This window comes from Sebaldella sp. S0638, assembly GCF_024158605.1.
In the GTDB taxonomy this organism is placed as follows: domain Bacteria; phylum Fusobacteriota; class Fusobacteriia; order Fusobacteriales; family Leptotrichiaceae; genus Sebaldella.
Window position 1 is genome coordinate 1 of sequence record NZ_JAMZGM010000069.1, and the last position, 20,435, is coordinate 20,435.

At 31.8% G+C, this 20,435-nt stretch carries 20 protein-coding genes; 11 read left to right on the forward strand and 9 right to left on the reverse strand.

Annotated elements, in window-relative coordinates; translation table 11 throughout:
* Positions 1-61 precede the first annotated feature (61 nt).
* From NK213_RS15480 to NK213_RS15505, 6 genes are read right to left on the reverse strand one after another with little or no spacing between them, the layout of a single operon-like run.
* Positions 62-1,063 (reverse strand): ABC transporter substrate-binding protein, encoded by a 1,002-nt coding sequence (locus tag NK213_RS15480; protein WP_253350631.1) that lies wholly within the window; start codon positions 1,061-1,063, stop codon positions 62-64.
* Positions 1,064-1,103: 40 nt separating this feature from the next.
* Positions 1,104-1,973 (reverse strand): dihydrodipicolinate synthase family protein, encoded by an 870-nt coding sequence (locus tag NK213_RS15485; protein ID WP_253350633.1) that lies wholly within the window; start codon positions 1,971-1,973, stop codon positions 1,104-1,106.
* A 16-nt stretch (positions 1,974-1,989) separates the two neighbouring features.
* Positions 1,990-2,313 carry an L-rhamnose mutarotase gene (locus NK213_RS15490; RefSeq protein WP_253350635.1) on the reverse strand — a complete coding sequence of 108 codons (324 nt, stop codon included), beginning with the start codon at positions 2,311-2,313 and terminating at the stop codon, positions 1,990-1,992.
* Between the two features lie 22 nt (positions 2,314-2,335).
* Positions 2,336-3,220 carry an amidohydrolase gene (locus NK213_RS15495; protein WP_253350637.1) on the reverse strand — a complete coding sequence of 295 codons (885 nt, stop codon included), beginning with the start codon at positions 3,218-3,220 and terminating at the stop codon, positions 2,336-2,338.
* 19 nt (positions 3,221-3,239) lie between these two features.
* On the reverse strand, positions 3,240-4,316 hold the full coding sequence (locus tag NK213_RS15500; RefSeq protein WP_253350639.1) for a Gfo/Idh/MocA family protein: 1,077 nt from the start codon (positions 4,314-4,316) through the stop codon (positions 3,240-3,242).
* Positions 4,317-4,362: 46 nt separating this feature from the next.
* Entirely contained in the window at positions 4,363-5,199 is an 837-nt protein-coding gene (locus tag NK213_RS15505; RefSeq protein ID WP_253350641.1) for an L-rhamnose/proton symporter RhaT, read from the reverse strand.
* A gap of 278 nt (positions 5,200-5,477) precedes the next feature.
* On the opposite strand from NK213_RS15505, the gene NK213_RS15510 reads away from it, so the two are divergent.
* Positions 5,478-6,230, forward strand: coding sequence for an IclR family transcriptional regulator (locus tag NK213_RS15510; protein WP_253350643.1), 753 nt, complete (start codon positions 5,478-5,480; stop codon positions 6,228-6,230).
* Between the two features lie 382 nt (positions 6,231-6,612).
* Here the strand turns inward: NK213_RS15510 and NK213_RS15515 are convergent, their stop codons facing one another.
* Positions 6,613-7,938 (reverse strand): PTS sugar transporter subunit IIC, encoded by a 1,326-nt coding sequence (locus NK213_RS15515; RefSeq protein ID WP_253350651.1) that lies wholly within the window; start codon positions 7,936-7,938, stop codon positions 6,613-6,615.
* A gap of 12 nt (positions 7,939-7,950) precedes the next feature.
* Complete coding sequence (locus NK213_RS15520) at positions 7,951-8,562, reverse strand: hypothetical protein (protein ID WP_253350653.1); 612 nt, start codon at positions 8,560-8,562, stop codon at positions 7,951-7,953.
* Positions 8,563-8,838: 276 nt separating this feature from the next.
* Between NK213_RS15520 and NK213_RS15525 the strand changes: the two genes are divergently transcribed.
* Positions 8,839-9,552, forward strand: coding sequence for a MurR/RpiR family transcriptional regulator (locus NK213_RS15525; RefSeq protein ID WP_253350661.1), 714 nt, complete (start codon positions 8,839-8,841; stop codon positions 9,550-9,552).
* A 207-nt stretch (positions 9,553-9,759) separates the two neighbouring features.
* Here NK213_RS15525 and NK213_RS15530 read toward each other — a convergent pair whose 3' ends face one another.
* Positions 9,760-10,374: a GNAT family N-acetyltransferase gene (locus NK213_RS15530; RefSeq protein WP_253350664.1), complete on the reverse strand. Its 615-nt coding sequence runs from the start codon at positions 10,372-10,374 to the stop codon at positions 9,760-9,762.
* A 474-nt stretch (positions 10,375-10,848) separates the two neighbouring features.
* Between NK213_RS15530 and NK213_RS15535 the strand changes: the two genes are divergently transcribed.
* The 9 genes from NK213_RS15535 (at position 10,849) to NK213_RS15575 (ending at position 20,311) form a co-directional block, all read left to right on the forward strand.
* Positions 10,849-11,454 carry a DUF6273 domain-containing protein gene (locus NK213_RS15535; RefSeq protein WP_253350666.1) on the forward strand — a complete coding sequence of 202 codons (606 nt, stop codon included), beginning with the start codon at positions 10,849-10,851 and terminating at the stop codon, positions 11,452-11,454.
* A gap of 201 nt (positions 11,455-11,655) precedes the next feature.
* Complete coding sequence (locus NK213_RS15540) at positions 11,656-12,147, forward strand: pyridoxamine 5'-phosphate oxidase family protein (protein WP_253350674.1); 492 nt, start codon at positions 11,656-11,658, stop codon at positions 12,145-12,147.
* Between the two features lie 215 nt (positions 12,148-12,362).
* Positions 12,363-14,102, forward strand: coding sequence for a DUF4153 domain-containing protein (locus NK213_RS15545; protein ID WP_253350676.1), 1,740 nt, complete (start codon positions 12,363-12,365; stop codon positions 14,100-14,102).
* A 391-nt stretch (positions 14,103-14,493) separates the two neighbouring features.
* Positions 14,494-15,513, forward strand: coding sequence for an ROK family protein (locus tag NK213_RS15550; RefSeq protein WP_253350678.1), 1,020 nt, complete (start codon positions 14,494-14,496; stop codon positions 15,511-15,513).
* A 10-nt stretch (positions 15,514-15,523) separates the two neighbouring features.
* Entirely contained in the window at positions 15,524-16,459 is a 936-nt protein-coding gene (locus tag NK213_RS15555; RefSeq protein ID WP_253350680.1) for a BadF/BadG/BcrA/BcrD ATPase family protein, read from the forward strand.
* Complete coding sequence (locus tag NK213_RS15560; protein WP_253350682.1) at positions 16,434-17,609, forward strand: hypothetical protein; 1,176 nt, start codon at positions 16,434-16,436, stop codon at positions 17,607-17,609. Before NK213_RS15555 ends, NK213_RS15560 begins: the two co-directional genes overlap by 26 nt.
* Before the next feature lie 3 nt (positions 17,610-17,612).
* Positions 17,613-19,112, forward strand: coding sequence for an ATP-binding cassette domain-containing protein (locus NK213_RS15565; protein WP_253350684.1), 1,500 nt, complete (start codon positions 17,613-17,615; stop codon positions 19,110-19,112).
* 14 nt (positions 19,113-19,126) lie between these two features.
* Positions 19,127-20,071 carry an ABC transporter permease gene (locus NK213_RS15570; protein WP_253350686.1) on the forward strand — a complete coding sequence of 315 codons (945 nt, stop codon included), beginning with the start codon at positions 19,127-19,129 and terminating at the stop codon, positions 20,069-20,071.
* 18 nt (positions 20,072-20,089) lie between these two features.
* Positions 20,090-20,311 carry a hypothetical protein gene (locus NK213_RS15575; RefSeq protein ID WP_253350688.1) on the forward strand — a complete coding sequence of 74 codons (222 nt, stop codon included), beginning with the start codon at positions 20,090-20,092 and terminating at the stop codon, positions 20,309-20,311.
* Positions 20,312-20,435: the final 124 nt, after the last annotated feature.

The following is a 20,435-nucleotide window of genomic DNA, read 5'->3' on the forward strand; positions in this document are numbered from 1 at the left end:
TTCAAAACACCTCTTTCTTTTTTTATTATATCATTGTTTAGATTTTGGTGTTCCTACTTTACTATAGCACTACAGAATTATCAAGTGTTTTGAGAGTATCTTTAAAGAAATCCATACTTCTTCTGTTAACTTCATCATCAAGCCAGGCTTCTCTATGCCCCGGCTGCCCGCCGCTGTCAAATAACAGAGTCTTTTGAATTTCTTTGGAAGCTGTAAATTCTACATATTTAATTGCAGCATCAATATTTTTGCATTTGCTGGAAACAGCCAGACCAGTTCCGCCCAGCACAGCACTCATCTGTCTGCCTTCGTACTCAATGATGTCAGAAGCTTTTAGAATATGCTCGGCATATCCGGCTCTTGAATAATTTGAAAAACCATAAACATAAGGACAGTAATAATATTGTGATTCTGAAGATAGAATTTCGTTAACTTTTATAGTATTCCAGCTGAAAATATCTTTTGTACAATAACCGGCAAGTTCGCGCATTTTTTCTAAAACTAAAATTCCTGTATCATCATCAATAACTTTATCTGTTTTAAATAAATTATCGCTTAGGGTAGAGCAAAGCATATAGAAGTCCATTAATAAGTAAATCGGCTGCCCTGCGAAAATAACTACACCTGTTTTTGACAATTCTAACAATTCATTCCAATCTTTAGGCAGATTTTTATCGACAAAATATTCAGGTCTGTAAACACAAACAGGACAAGCGGCATCAATAGCCAAAGCACTTTGAAATCCGTCAAAATTATAGCTCAAATGAGATTTACCGACAGAATTTCTGAGCTGGTCATCCAAAAAGTCTTTAGACAAATATTTTTCAAGCGGAATCAAAACTCCGTTTTTTGAAGCAAATCCTGCCCATGGATGATCAATTACCAGCAGATCGTATTTTTCAGCTAACTGCTCTACAGGAGCATTTTCAAAATCTCTAAGAGAACGTTTTTCCCATTCTATTTCAATTTCCGGATTAAGTTCGTTAAATCTTTGTGCCGAGGCAACCATGGGAACATACCCTCTGGTATGAGCCCATGTTATTCCCCTTAATTTTATTCCCATTATACTTCATTCCTTTCTTTTTATCAAATCAGCAAAGCCTTTAATTACACAAATTTTCATCAATAACTTTATCAATTATCTTTTTATCTTCATCTGTTAACTGGATAAAAGGCTTTCTTGCAATTCCGACATCAAAGCCCTGTTTTGTAAGGATATACTTTATTGCCGGGAATAATCCTATTTTCCAAATAACCGACATAATATTATTGGCTTTTGTCTGCAGCATCAAAGCTTCATTGCTGTGTTCCGAATATAATGAAGCGATTTTTTTATAATGAGGAAGCATAAAATTAAAAGTACTTCCAATAAAACCGTCACAGTCAAATGACAAAAACGGCAGCATATTTTGCTCTAATCCGCCGAAACAGTGTAAATTATTATTAACATTTTTTATTCTTTCAATTTGATTAATGTCAAAGTTAGTATGTTTAATTCCGCTCACAGCTCCGGACTTTAATAATTTTAAAGTATCTCCGTTATTCAAATCAATTTCCTTATTTGTATTCATGGGAATATTATAATATATAACCGGCATATTAACAGCATTTGAAATATCGTAAAAATATTCTGCTATTTCTTTTTGGTTAAACCCGAAATAAAAAGGAGGAACAGCTGATATTTTTTTGTATCCGAGTTCTTTAGCATATTTAGCATAAAATATTGCTTTATCAGTGCTGATATCACCGATATGTGCAATTAAATCAGCCTTATCATTGAATTTAGCAGCCAATTCAAATGATTTCAATCTTTCTTCCTTAGTCATTAAGAAATTTTCAGCACTGCTGCCGCCGATAAAAAATCCGTCAGCACCTTGGACAAGGTGCATATTCATTAATTCCTCAGAAACTTTCTCATTGATTTTATTATCAATATCAAAAGGAGTAACTGAGGCAACATAAAATTTAGTCAAAATAAAGTCTCCTTTCTTAATCTAATCTGTAAACTCTCTCCATATTAAGCCAAGGTCCGTCATCAGACAGAGGATTCAGGCAAGGGATACATTCTGCCCACCATCTCTGAGTTTCGGGGTCAGCTGCCATTTTAGCCATATCAGCTTCATAGTCATCTCCAATGTATTCAAAATAAGTGAATAAATAACCGTCATTATAATAAATAGAGTAATTTTGAATGTTACATTCTTTAATCATACTGTTGATTTGCGGCCATGGATTTGCATGCAGTTTTTTATAGTAATCAAGTTTTTCAGGATTTACTTTTGAAACACTTCCAAATCTTTGTATATTTGACATATATTATACCTCCGTAAATATTTTATAATTTATATATTCTGTTTGCATTTTCGTAAAAAAGTTTATTTACAAATTCCTTTGTTCTGTCCTTTGTAATTTCAATTACTGCTTTGATCCACGGGTCTAGCTTAGTTGAGATATTGCATACCGGATAATTACTGGCAAACATAACATTGTTTTCGCCGAAAATATCTAAAGCAGTATTAACAGGAATTCTAAGAGTTTCTATATCCTGCCCGTCAGATGGATTAAGACCGGATATTTTACAAGCAACATTAGGTAATGATGCTAAATCTTTCAAATTTTTTATCCAGACTTCTTTATACTCTGTTTCTTCATCAGTGGGATTAGCAGAACTTATAATATCAGGATTAACAATACCCATATGATTTAAAATTATTGAAGTATTACTGCATTCTCTGGCTAAGGTATATAAATCATCCAGCTCTTCGGCACGAATGCAGCCTTCAAAAACCAGTCCTAATTCACCCAAAAGTTTAACATTTTTCAAAAAAGTATTGCTTAAACATGTTTTCGGCTTAGATGAAGGAACATGAAGGACATGCCTGACCCCTTTAATACAGTCGATATTCTTATATTTTCCAATATAATCATCAAAACTTTCTTTAGTTAAATCACCTGAAATAACAGCTGCTTTAAGTAAAGTATCTTTATTTCGGCAAAGATCAATAATAAATTCATTTTCCTTTTCTTTCTGATTATCTAAAACATCTACTTCAATATATACTGCTTTTTCTACATTATAAAGCTTATCTCCATGTAATGAGTTTTGGTAATCAATTAAAGAATAATTTTTTGACAGAACACTTGTGTCACCATCAAGCCATGGTAAATTCAAATGATTTCTATCCCAGATATGAAGGTGGGTATCAACAATTTTAATCATATGGTTTTCTCCTATTTATTTAATATTTTACTTTTAGTCCGCCGATTTCATTTGATTCATAGCAGGATTCTACTACGCACATAGTCTTGTATGCTTCTTCAATACTGTTCATATAGTTATAATTAGGATTCTCTATTTTTTTCATAAGTCCGCCCATTGTTCCTATAAATGCTTCTGGAAACCAAGAACCTTGAATTTCGACCTCTCTCCAGCCTTTCCCGTCGTCAGTTATGTACTCCAGTTTATCCGGACGGCCTGTGGGATAATCTAAAATTAAGCCTAGAGTAACTCTTATAGCACCTTTAAGTCCTTCGATTTTTAGGGTACTTTCCTGATAGTCGAGAGCATAATCATGACAATGGTTAATATGTAAATTAACTCTTAAAGTATCGCCGTAGTCCATAATAATAGCAGTTCTTGTCTGGCTGAGATTTTCCATTTTAGGATGCGGCATGGTTTTGCTGAATACTTTATCAGGATCACCGACTATACTGCGAATGGCATCAATATAGTGAATACTGTGATATAATATTTCCATACGGGGAAGTCCGAATAAGAAACTCCATAAATACCACGGATGTAATTCGACTACTCTCCAGTCAATATCTACTATTTCACCGATAACTCCGTCTTCAATTAATTTTCTGGCAGCGATCATATAAGGTGCCTGACGTAATTGAAAATTAACTCCGGCTGTTAATTTTTTTTCTTTGCATATTTTCATAATTCTGTTAGCTTGCTCAATATTTTCACCCATAGGTTTCTGCATTAGCACAGCAGCACCCTCTGGAAGTTTTTCAAGAATATCACCTAAGACAGAAGCTGGAACAGCTATATCATACACTGCATCATTTTTAACGCCGAACTCAATAATTTCTTCCAATGTATTAAAAACATTTGGGATATCATTTTCTTCTGCCACTTTTTTTGCTTTTTCAAAATCGATATCATAGATACCTTTAACAGGATATTTCGCAATTTTATATGCCGGCAGATGAGCTCCTGATACAATTCCCCCGGCTCCGATTATAACAATATTTTTTGCATTATCAGGTGTAACAGGTGCATAAGTCATTTCAGATACATTTTTTACCATTTCTTTGACCTCCTAGAATATACAATTATAAAATTTTCATTTTAATTTACATGCCATTAGCTATACCAAGTACAATAAATGATATAATTAATATACCATTACCGATAAACATGACTTTTTTAGCTTCAGGATACCCCTTCCATTCCCCGTCTTTTAATCCCCATGCATTAGCAATTACAAGAGCAATACCGTTATTTGATAATGCATAAAAGAAATTTGCAAGGAACCCGCCGAAAAATACAACAGGCCATGAAATCAGACTGGCGCTGATTGCTGGTATTCCGTCAGCAATAGCGTTTTGAACTGGAACTTGTGTATAAGAATAAGCAATATTTAATGATGCACTGCCTAAACCAGAAATAAGAGCAAGGATAATACCGGATTTCATAGCTGATGATAACCCTTTATCAGCAGAATCAACTGAACCTTTCATTAAACCAGCTTTAGTTAATGCAGCAACTCCGAGCAGCATGATTACTTGTCCGATTAATAAGACTGTTAAAACATTTGCAGCAGGTACAGTTTTTAATATAAGCATCGGGATTAAGCTTCCCAGAATAGTTGAAGCACCGATATTAATTCCGGAAGTCAGTGATACACCAATAGTATCAATAGCTCTGCTATACCAAATAGCACTGATCCCCCAGAAGAATCCTGCCAAAGCTCCTATAAGCAGTACATGAACCGGTGTTTGTAAAATATATTTCATGTAGCTTGGAACTTCTATATACGCCCATATATGCGGGATTAATAAAACTCCGATAATAGAAAATAATGCCCAGAAAGCTTCCCATGAAAACGGCTGATATTTTTTAAAACAAATTCCAAAGCTTCCTTGAAATACACATGCTAACAATAATACTCCAAAACCATAAATAAACATTTCCTGTTCCTCCTATGATAAAATTTTTACTCTTTTTACAATACGGCCGTATTATCTTAGAGATATTGAAATAATTTTGTTCTCATTTGAGAACTAATGGTTTTACTTATGAACTTATTAATTTGATTGTACCCTATAAAATTTATTTGTCAATATAGATGGAAAATTTTTTTTATTTTTTAACGGTAATCTGATGTTTTGAAATATAAGGAATTTATGTTATACTGTCATTAGCTATTGAGTAATAATAGTATTATAAAGTTATAATGGAGATTGATATGTTAAAAGTAAAGTCGGCAAATAGAACTTTCAGGTTTCTTGAATTTTTAGCTAATAATAGAAGCGGTCTAACTTTTACTGAGATACAAAATGCTTTGGAAGCACCTAAAAGTTCCGTATTTAGTTTAATAAAAGAATTTTTAGATAATGATTATATAATGTACGATGAAAAGGCAAAGAAATATTACGCAGGAATTCAGTTTGTAAAGCTTTGTGCTGTATGTATCGGTAATATTGATCTTACACAGGTGCTTTCGATTTTAACAAGAGAATTAGGTCAGGATATAAATCAAACCTGCCATGTGGGAATTATTGACAATAAAAGTATTGTTTATTTGTCTAAATATGAAGTTAATAATGAATTGTCATTAATGTATAATGTCGGATTACGGCTTCCCGCCCATTGTACTTCTGTAGGAAAAATGCTTTTAAGCCAGTATTCGGATGAAGAAATAAAAGAGCTGTATAAAGACTACACTTTTCCAAAATTAACTGAATATTCTGTGGGAGATGTAGATACTCTTATTGAAAATTTAAATAAAATAAGAAATGATCAATATGCGATTGAACTAAGAGAAGCAAATGTATATGCCGGCTGTGTTGCTTTACCGCTTTACCAGCAAAATAAGATGTTTGCAGCTTTTAGTGTTACTTTCCCGGCTTATGATCTGGAACAGGCAGATCTGAAATCTATTTTGGAAATCATGAATAAGCATAAAGTGTTGACTGAAAACAGATTGTTTTCTTTCTGATAGATTCGATACTGATATTATGACATAACGGAACAAAAAAATATATCCTTTTTAAACACCTTATATAAAAATGAAAAAGGTGTTTTTTATATGGGGAATTTTAAATAAAAAGAATAGGAGGGGAATTACGGTTTCTTTGTGAATAATAAAGAGAGAGCAGGAAGAATAAAGCTAAATAATAATAAAGAGAAGAATTATTTTAATCTTAAAGAATAAAATGAAAAAACTATCTAAATTTTTACTGCTGTTTCTAAACAAAAAATATCCTGAAAACCAGATAAAAAGCAATTTTTCTAAAGGGAATTTATACCTTTTGAAGATTTTTTTCAGAGTTTTCAGGATATCAGAATATATAAATCAAAACTAATCAAATAACCTGTTTTTAAAATGAAGCAGCTGTCTCAGACTGACTTTCGGCATTTAGCAATTCCTCTGCCAGTATCTTTTTTTCAAAGATACGAAAGAAAGGCAGATAAACAAAAATGCTGATAATAACAAGCAGAAATACAAAGACCACATTTCTCCAGTCCAGTGCAGAAAGATACGCCTGAATAAAAAACGGAGTAAACGAAGGATCAATTATATACCCCGGTTTTACCAGCCCGGATAACTGTACAAGATACCCCAAAACTGTACTGATAACAGGCATAATTATAAACGGTATTCCCAAAACAGGATTAAAGACTATAGGAGACCCAAAGATTACGGGTTCATTTATTCCGCATATTCCCGGAACAATAGATAAACGGCCGATAGTTTTTAACTGTACAGATTTACTTTTCATCATTAAAAGTACAAGCCCCAAAGTATTTCCTGCACCGCCGAGAATCATATACCGGAACATCTGAAGATTCATCAGCACTTGTGGGTCTTTTCCGTTCATAACAGCTTCGGCATTTAATCCGGTATTGGCAATTCCCATGGTGAATACAAGCGGAAAAATGATAGAAGTACCGTTAATGCCCAGCATCCATAAAATATTAGCAAAAATAGTAATTGCAAGATAGACCCATATGTTATTTACAGCTTGAAGTCCGGGTGTCAGCATTGTAGTGATCAGGCTCGGAAGATTTTTCTGAAACAGGAATATAAGCAGAATATTTATTCCGTATAACACAATAATATTAAGTATAACAGGCAGCAGAGAGTTCACAAATGAAGAAACCATCGGCGGAACTGACTCGGGAAAAACATACTGCCATTTTTTTACCTCGATAAGTCTGAAAATCTCAGTAGAAATTATTGCAATAATAATAGCAACAAATAAACCGTTTCCTCCAAGATACTCAAGGGAAATTTTGCCGTCTGTCAAAGGTGTATTGGTAACTATAAGGAACATTATCATAGAAGTCATACCGATAATAACATTCATTTCCTTTAGTTTATAAGATTTAGCCAGCTGGTAAGAAATGGCAAATACTGCCATAAGGCTGAAAACTCCCATTGTCAAATCAAACGGTGCAGTCAGGAGTCCGTAATTTTGTGTGGAAAAAGCTTTCCATTTCAGCAGAAATTTTATAATAATATTTGTAGTTCCGGTATAATCAATTTCTGAACTAACAGGCGGATTAGCAATAATCATAAAAAGAGAACCAATGATAATAAGCGGCAGGATCATCATCATACCGCTTGCCACAGCCTTTAGATGCCGTTGATTTCCAAGTTTCTGGCTTATTTTAAGCAAGCCTTCCTCAAATTTTTTTCTCATAAAATCTCCTTTTTATCCTTGATATGGGTTATATTCGAAAGCATTCTCTGTAATATTGTCTTTATTATACTTTTCAAGCAGCTTTTCATATTGTCTTTTATAATCATTATTTATTTCAGCCTCAGGAAAGACCTTGCTTGCTTCATTTAGAAAGTGGAAAGAATCCCTGCCCATTTCCTGCCCCCGTACAGTATGCTTGTCTAAAGCAATATCAGGAATTTTCGGGACAAATCCCATTGCAAAATTTTTGATTACAATATTTTTTAAAAGATCACTGGAACGATCCTTTAATGATTCACACAAAATTCTTACTGCATGGATAAAAAACATTGGTCTGTCGCCGTCTCTGTAGGGGAATTCCTTTCTTACATCATTAAGTGTTTTAATATAAACCACTGCATCTTTATTTCCCATACCTATATCTTCCACAGAAATAGAAAGCAGTCTCTGCCAAAGTTTATTTTCCATAGCTTCAGAAGTTATATACATCTCATATGCAAAAAAACAAGCATCTTCGGTATTTGCCCTTCTAATAGATTTTTGCAGGGCTGAAATCACTTCATCACCTGCCAGTCCGTTTCTTGTCTTGACTCTGGCCCACGGGTCCTGAATAAATTCACTCATAATAATCCTCCTAAGATATATAAAATTGTAATTATTTCTAATTATCTTTTCAATTAATGATACCAGATTTTTTTAGATTTGCTCTGTTTTAAGGAGATATAATAACATGTTAGTATTTTTCAAACATGTTATTGTCGGATAGTACGATGATTTAAGGGTTTATTGTCTTTTCTGTTTTTATGGGATATAATATATCAATCTTAGAAAACAAAAAAACTGAAAATATCAAAAATGTTCAAAACATGAGAAATATTGAAATTGGAGTTGGAGGAAGAAATGGAAAAAATAGATGATTTAGTCATAACCTATCATTTAGACCCTTTTGAAAAAAAGCTGCTGGAGTATTTTTATGAAAATATTGAATCAATCAGAAAAATAGGAATTAGAAAAGTAGCCAAAAATAATTATACTTCCACACATACGGTATTTAAACTGGCTAAAAAGCTTGGCTATGACGGTTATGCAGATATGACATATTCGCTTTATTATGAATATACAAAAAAATCTTCTGTTTTATCAGATACGCAAAATTGTTTTCAGTTTTTTATACAGGATACTATTGAAAAATATGAGAAAGACCTAAAAGATATTTTGAAAAAATATAAGAAAAAAAAGATAATTTTATTTGGGCTGGGTTATTCGGAAAATGTGGCGAGATATCTAAATGACAGATTATTGTTAAAAGGATATAACAGCTTTTTTTCGACACATTTGCAGCTGATATTTGCAGGTTCTGCTTCCGGAAACATCAAGCCGCTTCTGATAGTGATTTCCGAGTCCGGTGAAAATTCAAGACTGGTAGAACTCATGGAAGACAGCAGAAAATTCGATATCCAGACAGTGAGCTTCACTGCTAACGGTAAAAGTACAGTTGCAGGAAACTCGTCGCTTGCCTGTGTGATAGAAAGCGAGCCGCTCAGGAAAAAAACAAAGTATATAAAAACTTTTTTTCCGCATCTTATAATGTTTTTTGATTATATACTGGCATAAAAAAATAATAAAATTACAATATATAAAGCTGATTTCACTAAAATTAAAAAAACAAGTCTGTAGAAATTTTTAAATTGATTTTTTACAGACTTGTTTTTTATGTAAAATAAACGTTATTTATTTTGTGATTTTTGAAATATAAATTCAACAATCTGAATTTCTGCTTATATTCTTTAGCCTAAACTCACTAATACTTACTGCATTATGCTATTGCAGTTCTTTTCTCATGATAATATTTCCGTCTGGTTTTTTAACTGCAGAAAATCCTGCTTTTTCATATAAACCTACAGGGCCCGTATAGTCCCATTCGAATCTTTCGCTGTGTACTTGTGGAAAACCTTCAACAGCAATATATCCCTCAGCTTTTGCATCAGTCACAACTCTGTTTAACAAAGCAGTGGCAACGCCCTTTCCACGATACTCAGGTGCGATTTCAAAGCAGACTACTGCTTTTTCACGCATTTCGGCAGGGGCGTGCAGCCGGAATCCATTTGCAGATTCGGCAGGAAAGCTTGCTTTATTATTTGCATTGCACCAACCAATTGAGATATCGTCAACATAGGCTAAATATCCCTGTAAAGCCTTTGATGTAATTTGCCGCATAACAATTTCACGGAGTACACGTACAAAATTTTCATCTCCGTATGCAAACCCTTCTTCCATCTGGTCGATTAATTGAGCCTTTTCTTCTTCCTTTGTCATTTGCCAGCCGGTGCAGTAGCAGCCACCCCACGGAGAATTGTCCGTGAACGCGCGGTTATCAAGGAAGTCGAAGTAATCTGCCGCGAGTTCCTCTGTGAGCGGTTTAATAATAATTTCCATATGGTTACCTCCGTTAATATAAATCAAGTATAGTAACTCTGTTTATTTCCAAGTCCGCAGATAATTATCAGAAATGCTGAAAAACAGAAAGTTAATAATAAATCCTGAATATAATTCAGTAATAAATATCTAAATAAAATTTTTGTTTAATATTTTTTTCATAAATTATCTTAATTAGAGTATAACAAATAAAGTAAACTTAGACAATTAATATTAGAAAAATAATATAAAAATCGGTGACTGTGGTGAAAATATGATAAAAAATCATATTTTATAGAATATGTTTAAAGATAAAGGCTGATATTTATTGCTCTTGTTAATATACTTCACAAAGTTTTTATTATGAAACATTTCTCTTGGATCGGCTGATATGCTGTGCTATACTTATTGAAACACAGCAGGTTTTTAATGGCGGTTTCAGGCTCAGCGAGCCGGGGAACTGTCTGATTTATCTCAAACATGGGAGGTGTAAATATGAAAAAAGGAGATAAAATATCATTCGGCGGTTACGAGTGGCGTGTGCTTGACGTGCAGGACAATAAAGCTTTGATTATAACCGAATACATTATAGAACAGCGTGCTTATCATGAGGCATATAAAGACATAACATGGGCTGACTGTTCATTAAGAAAATATCTAAACGGCGAATTTTATGATAAATTTGCCGCAGCTGAAAAGTCGAGAATAGTCCCAGTATTAAATAAGAATCCTGATAATCAGTGGTATGGTATAAAGGGCGGTACAGATACTGAGGACAGCATATTTTTATTAAGTATTGAGGAAGTGGTGTGCCGGTATTTTGGCGACAGCTGTTCGAAACTAAAAAATCCGGGAAAAAATCAGAGATATTGGTTTGAGAGAAAAGATGAAAATAACAGTAAGCGAATAGCGAGACTTGATGATGAAAAAAGGAGAATCTGGTGGTGGTGGCTTCGGTCTCCCGGGCATGTCAGCGTAAAGGCTGTGTACATCCACGGTGATGGTAATATAGGTATTCAGGGCAACAATATATTGAAGGGTAATGTCAGTGACGGCAGATGCACAGGGGGTGTTCGTCCGGCTTTGTGGTTAAAGGTTTAGTTTTATTACACAAATAATCGCTGTACCATATGATAAAACAAACTGTTCATCAAGATATCCGGTTTAAAAAAGTGATGTATTTGTTGTATTCAGCATTTTTATATTTAGTGATAATATAAAGAATTATATTTTAGAATATGACATGCTATTGTCTAATTTCTCAGGTTACAATAGTAAAAACTTTAATAGGAGGAATTAAAGATGAGCAGATATGAAGAAGGAATAAAACTAATCGAGGAAAGATGCGGAAATGGGAAAGATAATGTTATCACTCTGGCAACTATTGCAATGGAACCGGGTGCTGGCGGAAACCCTCGTCCTTATGCCCGTGATGTATCCGCTTTTTATGAAGACGGAGTATTTTATATTACTACTTGGGCAAAATCGTCTAAAATGCAGCAGATAGCTAAAAATAACGAGGTTGCTTTTACAGTTTGTTTCGAGTGGTTTTCAGGAAATGGAATCGGAGAAAATCTTGGATGGGTTTTAGATCCGAAAAATGCTGAACTTAGAACTAAGCTTCGTAAAGCATTTGCTGAGTGGTATGATGATGCGAATAAAGAGGAAAATGAAAACTGCGTTATTCTTGCAGTTCGTATTACAAGAGGAGTAGTGATCAAAGACCATGGTGCTGTACGTTATAACATGGACTTTATAAATAAAACAGAAACTGAAGAAGGGAAGGTCATGTAAGGCACTAAGCCGGACATAATAAACATTTTGAAATTTAATTTAAATAACAAAAAAGTAATTTGCTGATTTTTTCTTTTTGAATAAAATTATCAGATTATTTTTTTATTTACACAATTATAGTTCTATATCAGTTCTTTGTGATTTAATGAAAAAATGATATAATATAAATCCTTGCCTTAATTGTACAAAAATCATTAATCAGAAAGAAGGAGAATATGTTTAAAAATTTATTTAACAAAATAAAGGAAATATACACAAAATTTCCAATAGAAATTAGTTTGATAATTATTTATTCAGTCTATTTAATTATACAAAATAACAGGGGGAATCTCGCAAGTCTCAGAGATCAGAATATATCGAAATTTGTTCTTTATACATTTTTCCTGCTTATAGGATTTAAGTATTTTTTTACCAGTAAAGTAAAATATATTTGCAGTGCAGTGTGTCTGAGTATTATTTTTGTTTTTTTATCGGGAACAAAAGGAATAAACTCTGACTTATCAAATATAGATCAGTCCAGATCATGGCTGTTTGGGCTGTTATGCTTTTTTTTAATGATAGTAATACCATTTCTAAAACAGAGAAAAGAAGAAAAATTAAATAACTATAATTTATTCTTATTTAAAAATTTGTCGCTTACTGGAATAATGGCAAATATCCTTTATGTCGGATTTATTCTTATTTTGTTATTAATAAATTATCTGTTCCGGGAACTGGACTACAAAATCTATTTTGATATAATGGTTTTGTCTTATTTAGTATTTGCAACCTTTTTTATGTTGTCATTTTATCCGGATAATATGGATAATATAGAGACAGATAATACAAAAATTCTAAAGTTTTTATTTTTATTTATAGCAATTCCGTTACTTGCAGTTTATACAATGATTGTGTATTCATATTTTTTGAAAATATTAATAAAAATGAGTATTCCTAAGGGAGAAATATCGAAACTAATATTAATTCACGGAATAGTTACTGTAATTGTAATTTTATTAATAAGAGGAAGTGCTTTAATAAACGATAATGTAAAAAGAAAAATAGAAAAAGTATTTTGCATAACAGAACTGCCTATGATTCTAATGCTTTTTATTGCTATTTTCCAAAGAATAAAGCAGTATGGAATGACAATAAACAGATACGCAGTTGTTATATTTGGTTTGTATCTTTTGATTATAACAGTTTATATTTTGTTAATTAAGAAAAATAAGACCTTTATTATTATAGGGAGTTTTATAATTGTATTGTTTTTTTCAATAGTCGGGCCGCTGAATATTTTTGCAGTTCCTTTTTATCTGCAGGAAAGAAGACTGGAAAAATTATTGACAGAGAATTCTATAGGTACAGACGGGAAATCTGATAAAGCAATAAATGAAACAACAAAAAAAGACATAAAGGGAATAATTTCCTATTTTAGAAAATGGGATAAGAATTCTCGTAAGAAAGAGTATGATTATGATAAAATATATGAAAATCTGAAATTGGATGATCTTGACGAAGTTAGAATATCTTCTTTTGAACATTATAGTTTTAAAACCAGTAATACGCTTAATATAAAGGGGTATGACATATTAATAAAATATCCTGATCCAGAAAGTGAAAATCAGTATAAAAATTATAAATTTAATATTAGTATAGAAAATATCACTATATATGAAGACAGTAAGAAAATATTAGAAGTAAAAAGAAAAGATATTGAGACAGATATTGTCCGGTCTTTAAAAGAGAAGAAAATTTCGGAAAATATAGAGATCACTGATGAAAATGGTGAAATAACTGACAAAACCAGACTGGTTGCCGGATTGGAAGACGATAAATATTCAGATTTAGGAGTTTTATATAATCTTGAAAATGAAGATATAAAAATAAGTCTTTTAATTTCACAGCTTTATTTGTGGAAAAACGGGAATTCAGAATTACAGATTGACTCTGTTTTGGTTAAATTTAAAAAATAAAAATTATAAGAAAAACACGGCTGATTCCAGTCGTGTTTTTTTGTTACTTTAGTTTTTACTATGGTATTTTAATGATGCCCCTTTACCAAAAAGAATTATGAAAAAATATTTTTATTAATTCATTTTATTGTATTTTTCTGCAAGATTATTGAATATTTTATATGATTGTTTTGGTGTATCATTTTCATTATCCGCAGGAATTAAAAAGAACTGCTTCCTTAGATTTTCTGAGCAATACAGATATTTTCAAAATAGGGTATATTGAAGATAATTTTTTCATATTTAAAAAAATTCAGAAAGTACATCCTTGACAAAAAAAAATTTCAGGGTAGAATATAGCATTAATATATCAACTTGATTTATTAACTAAAAAATGAAAAATGGAGGGAAAATGCTGGAGAAAAAGAAGATTATAATAAATCTTATAAAAGAACATGATAGCCTGACTAAACCGCAAATTTCTGAAATGATGTCTGTCAGTTTAACCACAATAAATAAGTATGTAAATGATTTGGTCGAAAAAAATTTTCTAACTGAGGAAATTTTGGAACGTAAAAAAACAGAGGGGAAACCGCCTTCTTTTTATAAAATTAATACCAATTACAGAAAGTTAATGGCAGTATATCTGGAAAAAGATCAGCTTGAAATATTAATAACAGATAACTTAGGAAATATTCAGGAAACAAGAACTTTTGACATAAAAAATAAGAATAACTTTACTGAAAAAATTCTTTGCACCGAAATTTTGAAAGTTATAAAAGAACTCGATTTAAAAGATTGTATAAATGTAGTGTCTATAGGAATACCGGGAATTTTGGGGGAAGATAACAAAATAACAGAAATACCCTCGTTTCCAAAACTGGAAGGCAAGGATATTATAGCTTCTTTAAATAAAAAACTAAAAATTCCGGTAATTGTAGAAAATGATATTAATCTTACAATAAAAGCCCTTCATAACAAAAGTCAGTATAAAAAGTATAAAAATTTAGTATATTTTTTTATAAGAAATAATATAGGCGGAGGAATAATATCCAATGGAACACTCTATAAAGGGTACTCGAATTTAAGCGGAGAATTTACATATCTGGGTGTTGATAAGGAGTATCTGGCAAAATACGATGTTATGAACTCTGAAAATGCTGAAAAATATTTTGTGGAAAAAATGAAATCAGAGGAAAAAATAGAATTTTTATCGTTTGTTCTTTTGAGAATAGTAGTTACATTGAATCCTGAGATACTTTTTATTGAAACAAATTATATACAAAAAAATGAAATTAAAATTTTGAATGAAAAATTGGAAACATTCTTTAATAAAACATACCTGCCTAAAATAATACTGGTAGAGAATGACGGATTAGGCGAAGAAGGAACAATTACAAATGCATTAGAAATATTTTATTCAAAAGACTAGGAGACATGGAATGGCTAACATTATAGGTATTGACGGCGGAGGTACAAAGACAAGTTTTTGTTTGTTAAATACTATTGAAGACAGAAAAAATTATTTGAAATCCGGTGAAACAAATTTTAAGAATATCGGTGTTGAAAAAGCAAAAGAAAATATGGGATCAGGCTTACAGAAAATACTGGAACAGGAGAATCTGGAAATCAAGGATATCGACTGTTTTGTACTGGGAGCTGCCGGTTGTGATACTGAAAAAGATTATACTGTATTCAAAGATATGCTTAAAGATTTAGGGGTAAACAAGAAAATATTTATTTATAACGATGCAAAAGTAGCTTTCAAGGCTTGTTCAGATAAAGATGGAATAATTATAATTTCAGGAACAGGTTCAATTAGCTTTTCATATAATCAAAATACAGAAAATAGATTAGGAGGCTGGGGAGCAGAAATAAGCGATATTGGTTCAGGTTACTGGATTGGAAGAAGATTTTTGAAAGACCTGCTTTTATATCTGGAAGGTTTATACATAAAAGATGCAATATTTCAGGAGTTCATTGAAAAATATATAAAAGATGCTGATCCTTTTGAATATATACAGGAACATTTCACAGATGTAAAATCAATTGCATCAGTAACTAAATTTGTTCTTATGTCGGAAAGCGGATATACTCATAAATTATCATATGAAATTGCTGACTTCTTTTATACGATTGCTGATAAACTGTATACAGATTTCAATGAGGATAAGATTGATCTGGTTCTGTCAGGAAGTGTAATAAAAAATAAAAAAATTCACGGATTGCTGAAAGAAAAAATAGCACAGACAGATAGAATGAAAAATATAAATATTGTTTTAAACAATAAGGAAGCTGTGGAAGGATGTCTGAATTTAGCTTTGGAAATATTAAGTTTAAAAGGAGAAAAATATGAAAACTTATCTGCAGGTTTTTAGCGGAGGATTTAAAAACCAAATTATAGATTTAGAAGAATTAATGGAAAAAATCAAATTTGTAGCCGAAAAATCAGAGGTTAGCGGAGTAATTATAGGCTGGGCAGTTAATAGAGAGTTTTATGCAGAATTAAAAAAAGGATTGGATGAATATAATATTGAACTTTATTTCTGGCTTCCTGTATTTTCAGAGTTAGATTATTTTGAGGAATTTCAGGATGTTATAAATTATAAAAATGAAAGTAAAAAAAGTACCGGATTTCAGGAAGATGAAAATTTCAATTTTTATTGTCCTAACAATAGAAATAATATAGAAAATATAAAATCAATTTTTCTGAAACATTTTTCTGATTATGATATAGACGGAGTTTTTCTGGATAAAATAAGATATCCTTCTTTTTCAAACAATCTTGAATCTGTGTTTACATGTTTTTGCGATACTTGTAAAGAAAAAATGGAAAAAAGAGGAATAAATGTCAGTGAACTACAGAAAAAAATAAATGATATCTTTACGGACGGCGGTAATAATAAAAATCCACTGGGAATATCAGAATATAAAGACTTTAAGTTTGACTTTTCAGATCCGCTTATAGATAAATTTTTCAAATTTAAGGAAGAAAGTATTAACAATACTTTGGAAGAGTTAACCGATTTTTTCAGGTCACATAATTTGAAAATAGGATTAGACTTATTTGCACCTCATATTTCATATTTTACAGGTCAGAATATAATAAAATTAAGCAGCATGGCAGATTTTATAAAGCCTATGTATTATAGAGCCACATATGCACCAGCAGGAGTTCCTTTTGAAATAGAAAGTTATTCTGAAAGTTTTCCAAGTAAAAATTCCGGGGAGATAAAAAAGGAGTTTTTTGAATTTATTAAAGAAACTGGAGATGAAATAAGTGATAAATATATGGAAAGCGAACTCTGTGAATTAAAAAATAAATTCAGTATAAATAATATTTGTTCTGGTTTGGAATTTAATAAAATAAAAGATATAGCATTATCAAATACAGATTATCTGGAAAGATCAATAAACAGTTTTTATAATTCTAAAATAGATGGAATTGTACTTTCATGGGATCTAATGCGAATGCCTTTGGAACATCTGGAATTATACATAAAATTATGGAATAAAAATAAATTGTAGGAGGTGAGAGCTTTGGAAGAAATTTTGAAAATAAGTAATTTAAGTAAATCATTTGGAAAAGTTGAAGTGCTGAAGAATTTATCCTTTGGAATAAAAAAAGGTGAGGTACATGCCATATTAGGGGCAAATGGAGCTGGAAAGTCTACTCTTATGAAAATAATAGGCGGTGTTCAGAAACAAACTGAGGGAAAGCTGTATTATAAAGGCGAAGAAACAATTTTTAATTCTCCCGGCGAAGCGCAGAAAAAAGGAATCAGCATAATATATCAGGAATTAAGTCTTATTCCTACAATGACAGCTGTAGAAAATCTTTTTTTAGGAAGAGAAATAACCGGAAACAGCGGTCTTACAAATAAAAGGAAAATGGTCAGTGAATTTAATGAACTTTGTAAAAAATTAAAATTTGATATAGATCCTGAAGAAAAAGTAAGAAAATTAAGCATATCAAAGCAGCAGATGATAGAGATTATGAAAGTAATCCATCAAAGTGCGGATATTATAATAATGGATGAGCCGACGACTTCATTATCAGAAAATGAAAAGTTATCACTGTTCAAAATAATAAAAATGCTTAAAGAAGAAGGAAAGACTATTTTATACATCTCTCATATGCTTGAAGAAATATTCGTAACATGTGACAGAATAAGCATACTGAAAGACGGAGTTTATGAAGGAACTTATAATGTCAGTGATATGACAAAGGATAAAATTATTTCTTTAATGATAGGGGAAAATAAGAAAGATACGAGCTTGAAAAAAAGAACGAGCGGACAGAAAAAAGAAAAAGTGCTGGAGTTGAAGTCAATAAATAAAGGCTCTATATTGAAGGACATAAATTTAGTTCTTAATCAGGGGGAAATATTAGGAATAGCCGGACTTGTGGGAGCAGGACGAACTGAACTCGCAGAAGTCATATACGGAAAAGAAAAATTTGATTCAGGAGAATTATTTATAAATAACACAAAAACTCAAATAAAATCTCCGGAAGCAGCTATAAAAAAAGGGATAGGTCTGATTCCGGAAGACAGAAAAAATTTAGGATTAATTCAAAAACATTCTGTTACTAAGAATGCTACTTTAATACAACTGGATAAAATAATTTCCGCTATATTTATAAATAAGAAAAAAGAAAAAAATTATATAAATGAAGCTATTAAAGAGATGTCTATCAAAGTAAGCGATTCTGATGCAAAAGTATCAAATCTCAGCGGAGGAAATCAACAGAAAGTAGTAGTGTCAAAATGGATGGGCATGGATTTGAAAATACTTATATTTGATGAACCTACAAAAGGGATAGATGTGGGAGCAAAAGAAGATATTTTCAAAATAATAGATGATTTTTCCAGCCAAGGAATGAGCATTATATTTATATCTTCTGATTTGGAAGAGGTGGAAAGGGTCTCAGACAGAGTTGTTATTATGAAAGAAGGAAAAATAGTAAAAGAACTCCAAGACGACGAAATTACAATAGATAAAATAAATTATTATTCTTTAAACGGATAAAGGAGAAGTGTGAAATGAGATTAAAAGCAATGCATAAAATAAATTTTAAAGATTATGGTGTGATAATAGGATTTTTATTGCTTTGTGCAATTATAAGTTTTGCTACGCCTAATTTTTTAACAAAAACGAATATACTGAATCTGTTAAGACAATCATCTATAATCGGAATTATAGCCACAGGAATGACTTTTGTGATAATATCCGGGAATTTTGATCTGTCAGTGGGAGCTATAGCAGCTTTAAGCGGTGCAATAACAATGACTTTTTTATCCGGAGGGCATAATCTGGCTTTGGCAATACTTGCATCTATTACTGTGGGAGCGCTGATTGGAGCTTTAAGCGGCATACTGGTTGCCAAAATAAATATTCCTTCACTGATTGCTACTATGGGAATGGTCACTATAACCAGAGGTATACTGCTTTTGTATACAGGAGGTTATCCGGTTTCAGGATTTAGTGATGTACTTTCATATGTAGGAAACGGGTATTTTTTAGGAATTCCTATACCGGTTATTGTATTTTTTCTGGGAATGATATTGTCATATATAGTTTTGAGCTATACTAAATTCGGAAGATATGTGTTTGCTGTCGGCGGAAATGAAGGAGCAGCGAGGTTATCGGGAATTAATGTAGATAAATATAAAATACTTGTCTTTATTATAAATGGTTGTTTTGCAGCACTGGCAGGAATAATTCTTGTGTCAAGACTTGGCGCTGCCACACCTGTAGCAGGGGAAGGATATGAACTGGATGCAATAGCGTCTGCAGTTATCGGGGGAACAAGTGTGTCAGGTGGAGAAGGAAAAATCTTAATGACTATCATAGGTGTTTTATTAATAAGCGTAATTAGTAATGGTTTTAATCTGCTGGGAGTAAACATATATTTTCAGTATGTATTTAAAGGTATCATAATAGTAACAGCAGTTGGTTTAGATAGTTACAGTAAAAGAAAAAAATAAATTTTGGAGGTCATATTAATGAAAAGGATATTATTTTTTTTCACAATTTTATTACTGGTAATAAGTTGTGGAAGTAAACAGGAAAGTAAAACAGAAGGAGCGGCAAATACAGCAGAAACAAAAGAAGTTAAGAAGAAAATAGGAGTGCTGATTCCCGGGCCTGTAGGATATTTTGTTGCGGTAAGAGAGGGAATAGACAAAGCAGCAGCAGAAAATAATGGAATGGCAACAAAAATTTAGACAGTTTTTTTAAGTTTGTTTTTCAAAAATTCTATAGGGCTTAAATAGAGCCTGTGAGAAGAAGTCTGTAAATAAAAAATACCCACTATGATAAAATAAAATCAGGAGGTTTTTTTAATGAAAA